Here is a 14,164-nt window from a genome sequence, read left to right as displayed (position 1 = left end):
GACTCAGGCCGTGATGCCTGCCTTCTCGCTCTCACGGTCGTCGGCGTTTCCCTCGGCTTCCGCGAGCCGCTTGTTGCGGCGTACGGAGGACAAGAAGGACCAGCCGATCAGGATGACGCCGATGGAGCCGGTGATGAGCTCGTGGATCTCGTACTGGATGGTGACGAGCAGGATCAGCGCCAGGGCGCCGATGGCGTAGTGCGCGCCGTGCTCCAGGTAGACGTACTCGTCCAGGGTGCCCTGGCGGACCAGGTACACGGTCAGGGACCGCACGTACATGGCGCCGATGCCCAGGCCGAGGGCCATCAGGACGATGTCGTTGGTGATGGCGAAGGCGCCGATCACGCCGTCGAAGGAGAACGACGCGTCCAGGACCTCCAGGTAGAGGAACATGAAGAACGCGGCCTTGCCGGCCATGGCCACCACCGTGCGGGGCTTGCCCTCCCGCGCGGCCTTCTCCTCCTCCTCGTGCTCGTGCTCCTCCTCCTCTTCGAGCTTGTCCTCGAAGAAGCCGGACAGCCCGCCCACGATCATGTAGGTGATCAGGCCCGCGATGCCGGACAGCAGGACCGTCTCGGCCTTGTCCACGTGGGCGCCGCCGTGCTGGTGGGCGTGGGTGGCGAAGGTCATGGCGGAGATCAGCAGGATGACCAGCGCGATGCAGACCGACAGCATGTCGACCTTGCCCAGCTTGGCCAGCGGGCGCTCCAGCCAGCCCAGCCACTTGATGTCCCGGTCCTCGAAGATGAAGTCCAGGAAGATCATCAGCAGGAACATGCCACCGAACGCGGCGATCGCCGGGTGGGCGTCGGTGACGAGTTCCTGGTAACGGTCCTTGTCGCTGAGCGCGAGATCGACCGCCTCGATCGGGCCGAGCTGCGCGCTGACGGCGACGATGACGACGGGGAAGACCAGCCGCATGCCGAAAACGGCGATCAGAATGCCGATGGTGAGGAAGATCTTCTGCCAGAAGGCATTCATCTTCTTCAGGATGCCGGCGTTGACCACCGCGTTGTCGAAGGACAGCGAGATCTCGAGGATCGAGAGGATCGCCACGATTCCGAAGGCGGTCCACCCCCCGAAGAGGATCGCTGCGACCAGACCGAGCGCGGTGACCGCGAACGACCAGCCGAAGGTTTTCAGAACCACTGGCTACCCAATCGTGTGGTCGGGGAGGAGGACGATGCCGTCGTCGTCGGCGTGCAGGACGTCGCCGGGGCGGAAGGTGAGGCCGCCGAAGGTGACGGGGACGTCGACGGCTCCGGCGGAGTCCTTGGCGCTCTTGCGCGGGACGGTGCCCAGCGCCTTGACGCCGAGGCGGAGACCGGCGAGGGCGGCGCTGTCGCGGACGGCGCCGTGCAGGACCAGGCCGGCCCAGCCGTTGTCCTGGGCGGCGCCGGCGATGAGGTCGCCGACCAGGGCGGTGCGCAGGGAGCCGCCGCCGTCGACGACGAGGACGGCGCCGTCACCCGGGGTGCGGAGCAGGTCGCGCAGCAGGCCGTTGTCCTCGTGGCAGGAGACGGTGCGTACGGGGCCGGCGAAGCTTCGGTGGGCGCCGAACTGGCGGAACTGCAGGTCGCAGACGCGCAGTTCGGTGCCGTACTGGTCGACGAGGTCGGCGGTGGGGACGGGGATGACTGTCATGGGGGCTCCTTCGCTGGGGAGACTGCCGCGCTCGCGGCTCATCCGGCCGTCAGGGGGATGTGGGTGCGAGCGCGGCAGCCTGTTCGGGGGTGAGGGGACGGGTGGGGAGTCCACGCAGGAGGAGGTGGAGCTTGGCGGTCTCCTCCAGTTCCTCGATCGCGTCGGCGGCCTGCTCCAGGGAGGCGCCGGCGATGACCGGGCCGTGGTTGGCGAGCAGGACGGCGTGGTGGGTGCGGGCCGTCTCCTCGGCGAGCGGTTCCAGCGTGCTGTCACCGGGGGCGTGGTAGGGGAGAAGGGGCAGGGTGCCGACGCGCATGGCGTAGTAAGCGGTGAGGGGCGGCAGGGCGTTGGAGGGGTCCACGTCGCCCAGGCAGGAGACGGCGGCGGCGTACGTCGAGTGCAGGTGGACGACCGCGTGGGCGTCCGGCCGGGCCCGGTAGAAGGCGGCGTGCAGGAACGCCTCCTTCGTCGGACGGGGACCCTCCAGGTGCTTGCCGTGCAGGTCGGTGCGGGAGAGTTCGGCTTCCTCGACGGTGCCGAGGCTGGATCCGGTGGGTGTGAGCAGCAGGCTGCCGTCGGCCAGGCGGACGGACAGGTTGCCCGTCGAGCCGTGCGTCAGACCGCGTGTGAAGAGGGAGCGCGCGGTGCGGACGATGAGTGCGCGGGCGGCCGACTCGTCGGCGTAGGCGGTCACTTGGCCTCCGTGAGGGCACGGGTGAACAGGTCGGGGGCGCCGAAGTTGCCGGACTTCAGCATGAGGGCGAGGTCGCCGTGCTCGGTGCTGGCGTACGTCCACGGCACGCCGGGGTCGGCTTCCTCCCCGACGAGAACGGCGCGGACGCCGAGGGCGGTGGTGACGGCGCCCGAGGTCTCCCCGCCCGCGACGAGCAGTCGGCGCACGCCGCGGTCCACGAGGTGGGAGGCGAGGGTGCCGAGCAGTTCCTCGACCTGGGCGGCTGCTTCGGCGACACCCAACTGAGCCTGCACGGCGGCTAGTTCCTCCGGTGAGGCGGAGGCGTAAACCAGGACGGGCGAGGCCGGGTCCTGTTCGTCGTACCAGGCCAGTGCCTCTCCGGTGACGTCGCGGCCGGTGGCTGCGGCGAGGACGTCGAGGTGGAGGGAGGGCAGGCTGGCGGCGTAGAACTGGGCGATCTGCTCGAGCGTGCGGGCCGAGCAGCTGCCCGCCAGGACGGCGGCTCGGCCTTCGCCGGGCCAGGGTTCGGCGGTGGCCGGACCGGCGGTGGGGTGGGCGTGTCCGACGCCCTCGGCCAGTCCGGCGGCACCGGCGACGACCGGCAGTTCGAGGGCGGCGGCGCCCAGGACGGCGAGGTCCTCGTCGGTCAGGGCGTCGGCGATCACGTGCCGGACCCCGGCCTGCTCATGGGCGAGCAGGGCCTCGCGTACGGCGTCGACGCCGCGGCGCACGGTGGACCAGTCGATGACGGACACCTGGTGGCGGGTCTGCGCGGACAACAGACGCGGCAGAGAGGAGTCCGTCATCGGATTGAGGGGGTGGTGGCGCAGCGGCGAGTCGGAGAGCAGCTGGTCGTGGACGAAGAGGTGGCCCCGGTAGACGGTGCGGCCGTTGGGCGGGGAGGCCGGGCAGTGCAGGGTGACCGTGGCGCCGGCGGCGTCCATCAGGGCGTCGGTGACCGGGCCGATGTTGCCCTGCGGGGTGGAGTCGAAGGTGGAGCAGTACTTGAAGTAGACCTGGGCCGCGCCCTTGGTCCACAGCCAGCGCTGGGCGGCGAGCGAGTCGGCGACCGCCTCGTCGGCGGGCGTCGAACGCGACTTGAGGGCGACCACGGCGGCGTCGCAGTCCGCCGGGAGCACGGTGGTGTCGTCCGGGGTACCGAAGACCAGGGCGGTGCGCAGGCCCGCGCGCCGGAAGGCCGCGGCGACATCGGTGCCGCCGGTGAAGTCGTCGGCTATGCAGCCGATGCGCAGGGTCATGGTCGGGGGTCTCTCCTCGGGCGTGCGGGTGGTACGGGAGGCGGACCGGGGCGGGCGGCGGAGGCACCCGCCCCGGAGCAGGCGGGTCAGTTCTGGCCGGCGCCGATGGCCTTGATGACGGCGGCGGTGAACTCCGTGGTGGACGCGGAGCCGCCGAGGTCGCGGGTGGAGGTGCCGGCGGCGATCGCGTCGGCCACGCCCTTCTCGATGATCTTCGCGACGGTGGCGAGCTTCTCGTCGCCGTGCTTGGCGCCGAGCCACTCGAACAGCATGGAGCCGGAGAGGATCATGGCGACCGGGTTGGCGACGTTCTGCCCGGCGATGTCGGGGGCGGAGCCGTGGGAGGCCTGGGCCATGGCGGTGGTGGCGGAGGAGTTGATGGACGGGGCGGTGCCCAGCGAGCCGGAGATCTCGCCGGCCAGGTCGGAGAGGATGTCGCCGAACATGTTCTCGGTGACGATGACGTCGAAGTCCTGGGCACGGCGCACCAGGTGGACGGTCATGGCGTCGATGTGGAAGTCGTCCACCGCCACGTCCGGGTAGTCCTTCGCCACTTCCTGGCACACGGTGCGGAACAGGCCGGTGGTGAGCTTGAGGACGTTGGCCTTGTGGACGATGGTGAGCTTCTTGCGGCGCGAACGGGCCAGGTCGAAGGCGACGCGGGCGACGCGCTCGGTGGCCTCACGGGTGATGATGCCCAGCATGATCGCGGTGTCCGAGGTCGGCATGAACTCACCGGTGCCCGCGAAGGTGTTGCGGTCGGCGTAGAAGCCCTCGGTGTTCTCGCGGACGATGACGAGGTCGGCGTTGTCGCAGACGGCCTTGGCGCCGGGGAAGGACTTGGCGGGGCGGATGTTGGCGAAGAGCTGGAAGTGCTTGCGCAGGGTGCCCGACGGGTTGAGGGCGGACTTGTGCGGCTCGGGGTAGGACACGGAGTCGTGCGGGCCCAGGTACCAGCCGTCCAGTCCGGCCAGGGCGTCCTTGGTCTCCTCGGGGACCGGGGTGCCGTGGGTCTCGATGGCGGCGGCGCCGAGCGGCAGGGTCACCCAGTCGACGGAGACGTCGGCGGCCTGCGCGGCGGCGGTGGCGATCTCGACGGAGGAGGGGACGATCTCGGGGCCGATGCCGTCGCCATCGAGGACGCCGAGGCGGTAGGTCTTGCTGCTCATGGTGCGGGTTCCTCTCGAAGAAACAGGGGTGGTGGGGTCAGGGCAGGATGGCCGCGGCGTCGGTGAGCGCGGTCCAGGAGCGGGCGGCGGCCTTGGTGCTGTCGCCGTCCTGGGTGTGTTCCAGGGTCAGCCAGCCGGTGAAGCCGCCGGTGCGGAGAGCGGTGAGGAGGGCGGGGAGCCGGGGGTCACCGACGGTCAGGGGGCCTCGGGTCGAGGCGGCGGCGAGCTGGAGGCAGCCGGTGGCACGGGCGTGGTCGGTGACGGCCCGCACCGCGTCGACGCCCTCGGCGTCGAGGTGGTGGGTGTCCAGCACCAGCCCGGCCGGCGCGTCGAGCGAGCCGGTGAAGGCGAGGGCCTCGGCCGGGGTGTGCCACAGCGAGGTGTTGGCGCGTGACTGGGGTTCCAGCAGCAGGCGGCTGCCGCGCGTGGCGGCCTCCTCGGCCAGTCGCTCCACCGCGCGTTCGGCCCACACCTGCTGCATGTCCTCCAGACCGGGCAGGAAGGTGCCGCGGGTCTGACCGAGGGATACCGGCACACCCAGCTCGCCGGCGAGGCGGGCCGCGCCCAGCAGCCGGGACAGGGCATGCCGACGGACATCGGGCGAGGGGTCGGTCAGGGTCAGCCGGTCCTGGGCCGCGACCGGGCCGGTGCCGATGCCCAGGACCTTCAGACCGGCGGCCTCGACGGTCCGGGCCAGAGCGTCGGCGTCCCGGGCGCTGACCTCGCGGGCCTGTACCTCCACACCGTCGTAGCCGAGTTCGGCCAGGTCACGGACGGCCTCGGCGAGAGGCGCCGTGTGACCGAGCGGCATGGGGGAGACGCAGTCGTCACCGGAGACGGTGTAGGCCAGCGGCCAGGGCAGGCCCGCGGTCACGGCGCGACCACCGACGCCCCGGCCGGGGCGAGCAGGCCGCGCAGCTCACGGGCAGCCGCACCGGCGCCGTCCAGCACCGGCACACCCAGCAGGGCCGCCAGGGCGTCGCGGGCCGGCGTGAGCGAGTACTGCGCCAGCAGCACCGCGTCGGCGTCGGAGCCCCCGGCCGTGCGGAGGGCGTCCGCCAGGTGGCGGGCGGCCTCCTCGGGGCCGGCTCCGGCGGCCTCCTCGCTCAGGGCGGTCACGATGTCGACCGGACGGTCCGGGCGGGCGGCCGGGACGAGTGCTTCGAGCTGGGCGACGGCCGCCGGTACGGCCGGCGGGGTGGAGGCGACGACGGCGATCCGCCGGTGCGGGCCGGACAGGGCGGTCTTGAACATCGACTCGTCCGACTTCAGCACCGGCACGTCCCACAGCACGCGGGCGGTGTCCACCACCTCTCCGTAGGAGGAGCAGGTCAGCAGCAGGCCCTGGGCGCCGCCGTCCATGACGTGGGCGATCAGCCGGAGCATGCGGCGGCGCAGTGCGTCGGTGAGTCCGCCCGCCTCGCGGGCGTCGTCCAGCAGGCGGTCGTCCAGGACGTTCCAGACCGTGGCCTGCGGAAACTCCTGGGCGAACGCGTCCTGGGCGATGCGGTGGGCGGCCGGCACGGCGTGGATCATGGCGACCAGGGGAGGGGATTCGATCACCGGGTTCTTACCTCTTCCGGTAGGCGGGGACCGGCAAGGGTCCCGACCGGGGGCCTGCCTCCGGCCGATGCGGAAATGTTTCCCGACGGCGGAGGAGGTGGGCCCGAGATGGGGGCGGCAGCGTGGTGTCGCGGTGCCGCGCCGCCACTGTAGGCCGAACCGGTCAACCGGTCAACCGGTTGTTCGTGCGGGTGGGCCGCGAGGTACCGGAATCGGCCCGGCGCCTCGCGGTGGCCGCTATCCCTCGCGCTGTTCGAGCGCCTTCATCAGGCGTCGGGAGGCGCCGTCCATGTGCCGGGCCATCGCCGCGCGGGCGGCGTCCGCGTCACCGTGCGCGACCGCCTCGAAGATCGGGACGTGGTCGTCGTAGGCCACCTCGCGGGAGCGGACCGCCCCCGTGCGCTCCACCCAGCCACGCTGGATCATCGCGCGCATGCCCTTGAGCATGTCCCGCAGCACGGTGTTGCCGGCCAGTTCGCCGAGGGCCGCGTGGAAGGCGGTGTCCGCCTCGGGGAACTCCTCGTCCGGGCACTCCCGCATCGCCGTCAGGCGGGCCCGCAGCAGTTCGACGCCGGCCGCGTCGCGTGCCTGTGCGGCCAGGCCGGCCACTATGATCTCCAGCTCTGCGCGGGCCTGCACCATGTCGCGGGCACCCCGCTCACCGAGAACGAGCCCCAGCTCGAACAGTCGGTAGAGCACGTCCGAGTCGGTGCCGCGGAAGTACGTCCCGCTGGACTGGCGGATCTCCAGCAGGCCGAGGAAACCGAGCGACTTGATCGCCTCGCGCACGGTGGGCCGGTTCACCCCGAGCATCTCGGTCAGCTGTCGTTCCGACGGGATGCGGTCGCCGGGCTGCACCTCGCCGGACATCAGGTAGTCGATCAGGCGGCGGGAGACCTCGGCGGCCAGCGGCTCGCGCGGCTCGATCGTGATTCTGGCGAGTTCGGCCATCGATTTCCTCACTTCGGTATTGACGTGATGGCCGGATTCTAGTTACCTACCGGCAATCCGGTAAACCGGTTGTCCGGAAGTCGACAGGTGTCCTTCCCCGTGTCGGCCCCCCGGATGTCCCAGCCATGCCAGGCGCACTCCTGACGTCCCCACCGGGCCTTCGCCCGCCGCCACCGTGCGCCCTCCGAGCCGCCGTACAGGAGCCGCACGTACCATGACCGACCCGACGCACGAGCCGAGTACGGCCCCGTGTGCGCTGCCGGTCGTCACCCGAACCGACACGCACTGAACCTCACGCGCCGTCCCGTGCCGCCGGCCCGACCGGCGGCCACCGAGCCCTGCCCCAAGGAGCAACGATGCTCGCCGTCCTCGGTTTCGCCACACTGGGCAGCTTCATGCTGCTCGTGATGCGGAAACACCTCTCCGCCTTCACCGCCATCATGCTCACCCCGATCGCCGCCGCCGTCATCGCGGGCAAGGGCACCGAGCTCGGCGACATGATCATGAACGGCCTGGAAACCGTCGCGCCCACCGCGGCCCTGCTCCTCTTCGCCGTCCTCTACTTCGGCCTGATGATGGAGTGCAAGCTCTTCGAGCCGATCGTCCAGGCCATCGTCCGCGCCTCCAAGGGCGACCCGGTCCGCATCGTCGTCGGCACCGCCGTGCTCTCCCTCCTGGTCGCCCTGGACGGTGACGGCACCACCAGCTACATGATCGTCTGCTCGGCGTTCCTGCCCATCTACCGGCGCCTGGGCATCAACCCCCTCATCCTCGCCACCCTGGCGGCCATGGCGCTGGGCACCATCTCCGGCACCACCCCCTGGGGCGGCGCCGCCACCCGCGGCATCAGCGTCCTGCACCTGAGCGCCACCGAGTACTTCGTCCACATGATCGGCCCCATGGCCCTCACCAGCCTGGCCATCATCGCCGTCGCCTACTGGCTCGGCCTGCGCGAACGCCACAAGCTCGACCCCGAGAAGCTCGCCGCCTACAAGCTGGAGATCGCCTCCGGCGAGGCGTTCGAGCCGGTCGAGGCCGACTGGCGCATGTGGTTCAACGCCGCCCTCACCCTGCTCCTGATGGTTCTGCTCATCATGGAGGTCGCCGACCTCCTGGTGCTGTTCATGGTCGCGTTCGTCATCGCCCTGCTGGTCAACATCCGCTCCATCGGCGACCAGCAGGACCTCATCAAGCGCCAGGCCGCCAACGCCGTCCCCGTGATGATCCTCGTCCTGGCCGCCGGCGTCTTCACCGGCATCATGACCGACTCCGGCATGATCAAGGCCATGGCCGACGCCGCCCTCGCCATCGTCCCCGAGGGCTGGGGCAACGTCATCCCGCTGTTCACCGCGATCCTCGCCCTGCCGCTCGGCTTCTTCATGTCGAACGACGGCTACTGGTTCGGCGTCGTCCCCGTCCTCGCCGAATCCGCCGCCCACTACGGCATCCCCGCCAACGAGATCGCCCGCGCCGGCGCCATCGGCCAGATCCTGCACATGATGGGCCCCACCAGCGCGCCCCTGTGGGTCCTCCTCGGGCTGGTCAAGGCGGAACTCGGCGACTTCCAGAAGCACGCCCTGCGCTGGGGCATCCTCGTCTCCCTCGCCTACATCGCCTTCGCCGTCCTCACCGGAGCCATCAGCGTCACCTGAGCCGACGCACGCGACGTGCCGTAGGTCGCCTCGTGTCCGGCGGGCCGCGCCGTCGTCACCGGCGCGGCCGGCACCGTCCCGGAGACTCCCGCCACCCGCACCCGCACCCGCGACACCGGCGGCGCCCTCGGCGCCGCCGGTGTCGACGCCCGGATCCGCCGCACCGTCGAGCACACCGGAGAGACCGCCTGATGATCGTTTCCGCGAACCCGGCCACCGGCACCGAACTCGCCCGCTACTTCGCCCAGTCGCCCCAGGAGGTCGACGGCGTCCTCGACGCGGCGGCCTCGGCGCAGGCCGCCTGGCGCCGACGTGACATCACCAACCGCACATCCCTGCTGCGGGAGATGGCCCGCGTCCTGCACGAGGGCCGGGACGGCTACGCGGCGCTGATCACCGCCGAGATGGGCAAGCCGATCACCGAGGCGCGCGCGGAGATCGAGAAGTGCGCGGTGACCTGCGACTACTACGCCGACCACGCGCCGGCCCAGCTCGCGGACCGGCCCGTCGCCTCGAACGCCGCCGAGAGCGCCGTCGTCCACGACCCGCTGGGCGTGGTCCTCGCGGTGATGCCGTGGAACTACCCCTTCTGGCAGTTCTTCCGCTTCGCCGCCTCCGCTCTGGCCGCGGGTAACGGCACCCTGCTCAAGCACGCCAACAACGTGCCGCAGTGCGCCCTCGCCGTCGAGGAGGTCGTCCGCAGGGCCGGCGCACCCGAGGGCCTGTGCCGGACCCTGCTGATCGAGGTCGACCAGGTCGCCGGGATCATCGCCGACCCGCGCGTCGCGGCGGTCACCCTCACCGGGTCCACCGAGGTCGGCGCGATCGTCGCAGCCCAGGCCGCCGCCGTGCTGAAGAAGCAGGTCCTCGAACTCGGCGGCTCCGACCCGTTCGTCGTCCTCGCCGACGCCGACATCGCGCAGGCCGCCGCCACCGCGGTCAAGGCCCGCTACGTCAACGCCGGCCAGTCCTGCGTCAACGCCAAGCGGTTCATCGTGGAGGACGCCGTCGCCGACGCGTTCGTCACCGCCTTCACGGCCGCCGCGGCCGCCCTGAAGGTCGGCGACCCGACCGACCCCGACACCGCCGTCGGCCCCATGGCCCGCGCGAACCTCCGCGACACCCTGCACGACCAGGTCCGGCGCACCCTCGAGGCCGGCGCCCGCCTCGCCCTCGGCGGCGAGGTCCCCGACGGACCCGGCTGCTACTACCCGCCCACCGTCCTCGACCACGTGCGCCCCGGCATGGCCGCCTTCGACGAGGAGACCTTCGGCCCCGTCGCGGCCATCACCCGCGTCACCGACGCCGACGAGGCGATCACCCTGGCCAACCGGACCGAGTACGGCCTCGGCGCCGCCCTGTGGACGAGCGACCTCGACCGGGCCCGCCGCCTGGCCCGCGTCCTCGACGTCGGCGCCGTCTTCGTCAACGGCATGGTCGCCTCCGACCCCCGCCTACCCTTCGGCGGCATCAAGAAGTCCGGCTACGGCCGCGAGCTCGGCGCCGAGGGCGTCCGCGAGTTCACCAACACCAAGACCGTCTGGATCGGCCCGGCCGCCTGACCACCCCCACTTGGAGAAACACCGTGCACCACCACCCCACCGGCGAACCCTGCTTCGCCCCCTTCCCGCCCGTCGTCCTGCGCCCGGCCGAACTGACCGCCTTCAGCCGCGGCGGCGGCGCCCGCACCATCCCCCTGGTCACCAAGGCGGCCGGCGCCGAGGTCTTCCTCACCGGCCAGACCCTCTTCGACGGCGGCGCCGGCATCGCCCTGCACACCCACAACTGCCCCGAGAGCGTCACCATCCTCGAAGGCGACGCCCTCGTGGAGATCGACGGCACCGAACACCACGTGACCCGCTTCGACACCACCTACGTCCCGGCCGGCACGCCCCACCGGTTCCGCAACGCCTCCGCCACCGAGCCCATGCGCATCCTGTGGATCTACGCCTCCGTCGACGCCACCCGCACCCTCGTGGAGACGGGCGTCACCGCGCGCGTCGACGCCGAGCACGGCAAGGCCGCCGCCCACGACTGACACCACGGCCCCTGGGGGAGGACATCACCGTGATCACCGAAATCGCCCAGATCGAGATCCGTCCGGGCCAGGAGCAGGAATTCGAGCGGGCCGTCACCGAGGCCCTTCCCTACTTCCTCGCGGCCGACGGCTGCCACGGCGTCGACCTGCACCGCAGTATCGAGCATCCCTCGCGCTACCGGCTGATGGTCCGCTGGGAGACGGTCGAGCACCACACCGTCACCTTCCGCGCCTCCGAGGGCTTCGCCCGCTGGCGAGCACTGGCCGGACCACACTTCGAGGCCCCGCCAAGGGTCGAACACGTGGAGTCCGTCCTCGCACCGTGACGTCGACCTGCGTTCCCGGACGGGCGAGCTCGGCCCGGATCACCAGCGCCATCAGGCCGCCGACGCAGAGGAAGACGAATGAGGTGACCAGGTACAGCGTGCTGGTCGTCTTGTGATCGGTGGTGATGACCCACTTCACCACGGCACTACCCGGCGATCTGCGAGATGTTGCCGGTGGTTGGGCCAGGGTTGTCATGATTGTTCGTTCTCTCTTGCCGCCTGGGAGTCCATGAGCGTGGAGGCGGCTGTGTCGGTTGGGGTGCGCGCCGACCGGGGCGCTGCTCAGAGCGGGGGCGGACCTGGTGGCCGTCTACCTGGCGGGGTCAGGCCAGGTCGTCGACCAGTTCGGCGACGGCCTTGCGACGCCCGGTGCAGAAGGGGACTTCCCTTCGCGTACGTACAGCCTGGTGCGGGAGTTGCGCAGGTGCTGCATGAGGTCGACGATGCGGTGCAGTTCGTCGGCCTCGAGCAGGTACCGATCCGGCATTCTCGAACCTGCCGCGCAAGTTCAAGACGGTGATCAGTGGTTCACCGCTGCAGGACGTCGTTCATGAGAGCAATGACGTGTCCTTCGTCGGCGTGCACCACCCGGGCCTCGGTCTCGGCTTCGACGTTTGGGTCGGCGGCGGACTGTCGACCAACTTCATGCTCGCGCAGTGGCTGGGAGTCTTCGTCACGCTTGAGGAGATGCCGGAGATCTGGGCGGGTGTTGTCTCTGTCTTCCGTGATTACGGCTATCGCCGGTTGCGCAACCGGGCACGGTTGAAGTTCCTCGTCGCGGACTGGGGCGTCGTGCGGTTCTGCGAGGCGCTGGAGAGGGGGTACCTCCAGCGGACGCTGACCGACGGCCCCGCACCCGCCCCGCCGACGGGTCCTCGCGACCACGTCGGTGCCCACCCCCAGCGGGACGGTCGCTTCTACGTCGGTGCCACCCCCGCGGCAGGGCACGCTGCTGATGGTAACCATCCTCAGCCCATGTTGGGCATGCTGCGGTTACGCGGACGCGTCCGTATCTCCGTCCTCACCCAGCAGCAGATTTTCCGGTGCTGGTTCGGTGTTTGCTCCGGCCGGTCAATGGCGGGAAAACAGAAGGTCGTAGATCTGATCGGATGAGTCGTCGTACCACTTGATGGTGATGTCCATGAGGGATGCGGCGACAATCCGCTTGAGATTGCCGGGCGTTGCGGGAACGGATGCTACGTAGAGCATATTCGGGTAACCGATCGTTGTGGGTACAAGCGCGGCGTCGATGTTCTGATCATGGCTTCCTATGGAAATCCTCCAGGCTTCTGTACAGAGCTCATGCGGTGAGGTGGTGGTTGAGGATGGTGGCGGCGGTGCTGATGGTGCCGGGCATGAGGTGTCGGTAGATCTTGAAGGTGACGTCGATGTTCTTGTGGCCCATCCAATCGGCGACGTCGGTGATGGGAATGTTGTGGGTGAGGCAGTTGGAGGCGAAGAAGTGCCGGAAGCTGTAGAGCACCGTCCCTTCGGGGATGTCTGCCTCACGGGTCCTCTTGATGTGCTGCCATTGGTTGTTGAGGTAGTAGTGCGGGAACGGCCGGGTGGTGTCTTGGGGGTGGCGTAGTAGGTAGCCGTCGGTGGTGCCGTGTGTGTCGGCGTACCGCTCGATGGTCTGCTTGACGCGGGTGGGCAGGGGGACGTCGCGGTATTCACCGTTCTTGCGGTGTTTGAGGCGGGCGTACGTGCCGGTGGTCTGGTTGACCTGTTCGGTGATGCGGTAGACGTCGTCGGCGACGATGTTGCGCAGGTTGACGGCGGCGGCCTCGCCGTTGCGCATGCCGCAGCCGCTCATCAGGTCGGTGATCAGCCGGAAGCGGTCGTCGCCGGCCTCGCGTATCCGCCGCAGTTGCTGCGGTGAGGGGATGACGGCGCGCTTGGGGGCATACTGCGGGGGTTTCACGCCCGTCAGGGGGTGGTCGTCGAAGAGGCCGAGGCGGTGGGCGTCCAGCAGGATGGCCTTGAGTTTGTCGAAGGCGTTGACCCGGGTGGTCAAGCCCACGCCGACGCGTTCCATGGACCGGATGAAGCCATCGACGACCCCGGGATCGAAGGTGTTCATCCGCCGGCTGCCCAGCAGCGGCAGCATGTGATGCTCCAGCAGGGACTCCGGATGCCGCTCCGAGGCCGGGCCCAGGTCACGCTGGCCGGCCTTCCACTCCGCGGCATACTCACCGAACCGCATCGCCCTGTAGAGCGAGACCCGCTCCGCCTTCACCTGGTTGCGTGGCGCGGCCTTCTTGGCCTTGTAGACATCCGTCAACCGCCCGATGGCATCGTCCTGGGTGGTGAACCCCGGCTCCTCCACCTGCTTCCCGGATGCCGACCAGTAGCGGATCTTGTAGGAGTGCGGGCACTTCGACCACCGCGACCGCGGATGACCGCACTCCTTGAAGAACGACCCCATCCCACGAACCAGCGAATCCCGCCCCATGGCCGACCGACTCCCGCGACTGATGCTGACAGTTTGCTGACCGCCAGGCATCCGAAACGCCGTTGACGTGCGGAAACGCTGATGGAGTTCGCTGTGTGGTGGAACTTCATCGGACGGTCGCACGACGACATGTGCAGGCTCGCGAGGACTGGATGAAGGGGTCACGTTTCGGCGAGGTACAGGGGTACGACGGGGCTCCGCTGCCCGCGCCGGAACTGCCGAACGCACCCTTGAAGCCGCGAGGAAGGGTGCGCTGACCTGCGGAAACGCGGGTCCTGAACCAAGGGGGTCAGGATCGCTGCCGCGCCCGCCCGGCGAGGTGGCCATCCCCTGGCGCGGGTCTTCGTTCCTGCCTCCCAGGCATCTCTGAAGCTGTCCGCAGTTCTCAAGGCAGGTTGCGTCCTGGGAAGTGG

Annotated in this window: 14 protein-coding genes and 3 pseudogenes; 6 read left to right on the top strand and 11 right to left on the bottom strand. The window is 70.2% G+C overall.

Annotated elements, in window-relative coordinates:
* Positions 1-3: 3 nt before the first annotated feature.
* From AMK33_RS35705 to AMK33_RS35670, 8 genes are all read right to left on the bottom strand, one after another.
* On the bottom strand, positions 4-1,149 hold the full coding sequence (locus tag AMK33_RS35705; protein WP_073937185.1) for a DUF475 domain-containing protein: 1,146 nt from the start codon (positions 1,147-1,149) through the stop codon (positions 4-6).
* A gap of 3 nt (positions 1,150-1,152) precedes the next feature.
* Entirely contained in the window at positions 1,153-1,644 is a 492-nt protein-coding gene (rraA, locus tag AMK33_RS35700) for a ribonuclease E activity regulator RraA (RefSeq protein WP_073937184.1), read from the bottom strand.
* Between the two features lie 49 nt (positions 1,645-1,693).
* The gene (otnC, locus tag AMK33_RS35695) at positions 1,694-2,338 is read right to left on the bottom strand and encodes a 3-oxo-tetronate 4-phosphate decarboxylase (RefSeq protein ID WP_073937183.1); all 645 of its coding nucleotides are present in this window, start codon (positions 2,336-2,338) and stop codon (positions 1,694-1,696) included.
* Positions 2,335-3,597, bottom strand: a complete 1,263-nt coding sequence (gene otnK, locus AMK33_RS35690; RefSeq protein ID WP_073937182.1) for a 3-oxo-tetronate kinase — start codon at positions 3,595-3,597, stop codon at positions 2,335-2,337. The genes otnC and otnK overlap by 4 nt, the downstream gene beginning before the upstream one ends.
* Positions 3,598-3,683: 86 nt before the next feature.
* Positions 3,684-4,766, bottom strand: coding sequence for an isocitrate/isopropylmalate dehydrogenase family protein (locus tag AMK33_RS35685; protein WP_073937181.1), 1,083 nt, complete (start codon positions 4,764-4,766; stop codon positions 3,684-3,686).
* A gap of 37 nt (positions 4,767-4,803) precedes the next feature.
* Entirely contained in the window at positions 4,804-5,640 is an 837-nt protein-coding gene (locus AMK33_RS35680) for a sugar phosphate isomerase/epimerase family protein (RefSeq protein WP_073937180.1), read from the bottom strand.
* A complete protein-coding gene (locus tag AMK33_RS35675; protein ID WP_079195086.1) occupies positions 5,637-6,329 on the bottom strand; it encodes an aspartate/glutamate racemase family protein in 693 nt (230 codons plus the stop codon). Before AMK33_RS35675 ends, AMK33_RS35680 begins: the two co-directional genes overlap by 4 nt.
* A 237-nt stretch (positions 6,330-6,566) precedes the next feature.
* On the bottom strand, positions 6,567-7,280 hold the full coding sequence (locus tag AMK33_RS35670) for a FadR/GntR family transcriptional regulator (protein ID WP_073937179.1): 714 nt from the start codon (positions 7,278-7,280) through the stop codon (positions 6,567-6,569).
* A 356-nt stretch (positions 7,281-7,636) separates the two neighbouring features.
* Here AMK33_RS35670 and AMK33_RS35665 point away from each other — a divergent pair, with 356 nt between their 5' ends.
* The 4 genes from AMK33_RS35665 (at position 7,637) to AMK33_RS35650 (ending at position 11,296) form a co-directional block, all read left to right on the top strand.
* Positions 7,637-8,932: a CitMHS family transporter gene (locus AMK33_RS35665; protein WP_073937178.1), complete on the top strand. Its 1,296-nt coding sequence runs from the start codon at positions 7,637-7,639 to the stop codon at positions 8,930-8,932.
* A gap of 191 nt (positions 8,933-9,123) precedes the next feature.
* Positions 9,124-10,494: an NAD-dependent succinate-semialdehyde dehydrogenase gene (locus AMK33_RS35660; protein ID WP_073937177.1), complete on the top strand. Its 1,371-nt coding sequence runs from the start codon at positions 9,124-9,126 to the stop codon at positions 10,492-10,494.
* Between the two features lie 23 nt (positions 10,495-10,517).
* Positions 10,518-10,970 (top strand): cupin domain-containing protein, encoded by a 453-nt coding sequence (locus AMK33_RS35655; protein ID WP_073937176.1) that lies wholly within the window; start codon positions 10,518-10,520, stop codon positions 10,968-10,970.
* Positions 10,971-10,999: 29 nt separating this feature from the next.
* Positions 11,000-11,296: an antibiotic biosynthesis monooxygenase family protein gene (locus tag AMK33_RS35650; protein ID WP_073937175.1), complete on the top strand. Its 297-nt coding sequence runs from the start codon at positions 11,000-11,002 to the stop codon at positions 11,294-11,296.
* 4 nt (positions 11,297-11,300) lie between these two features.
* On the opposite strand, the pseudogene AMK33_RS44290 reads toward AMK33_RS35650, so the two are convergent.
* Both AMK33_RS44290 and AMK33_RS43135 read right to left on the bottom strand, forming a co-directional pair.
* Positions 11,301-11,492, bottom strand: a pseudogene (locus AMK33_RS44290) (cytochrome ubiquinol oxidase subunit I); the annotation flags it as partial.
* Positions 11,493-11,619: 127 nt separating this feature from the next.
* A pseudogene (locus tag AMK33_RS43135) lies at positions 11,620-11,762 on the bottom strand (chlorite dismutase family protein); the annotation flags it as partial.
* A gap of 50 nt (positions 11,763-11,812) precedes the next feature.
* On the opposite strand from AMK33_RS43135, the gene AMK33_RS35640 reads away from it, so the two are divergent.
* Positions 11,813-12,409, top strand: coding sequence for a hypothetical protein (locus AMK33_RS35640; RefSeq protein ID WP_443030948.1), 597 nt, complete (start codon positions 11,813-11,815; stop codon positions 12,407-12,409).
* A 187-nt stretch (positions 12,410-12,596) separates the two neighbouring features.
* Here the strand turns inward: AMK33_RS35640 and AMK33_RS35635 are convergent, their stop codons facing one another.
* Positions 12,597-13,724: a tyrosine-type recombinase/integrase gene (locus tag AMK33_RS35635; protein ID WP_073937174.1), complete on the bottom strand. Its 1,128-nt coding sequence runs from the start codon at positions 13,722-13,724 to the stop codon at positions 12,597-12,599.
* Between the two features lie 111 nt (positions 13,725-13,835).
* Between AMK33_RS35635 and AMK33_RS44285 the strand changes: the two are divergent.
* Positions 13,836-14,008: pseudogene (locus AMK33_RS44285) on the top strand (pirin family protein); the annotation flags it as partial.
* Positions 14,009-14,164: the final 156 nt, after the last annotated feature.

Origin of the sequence: Streptomyces sp. CB02400 (assembly GCF_001905725.1) — a bacterium.
Taxonomy (GTDB): domain Bacteria; phylum Actinomycetota; class Actinomycetes; order Streptomycetales; family Streptomycetaceae; genus Streptomyces; species Streptomyces atrovirens.
The sequence above is the reverse complement of the archived record's forward strand: the minus strand, read 5'-3'. Positions and strand labels throughout refer to the sequence as shown.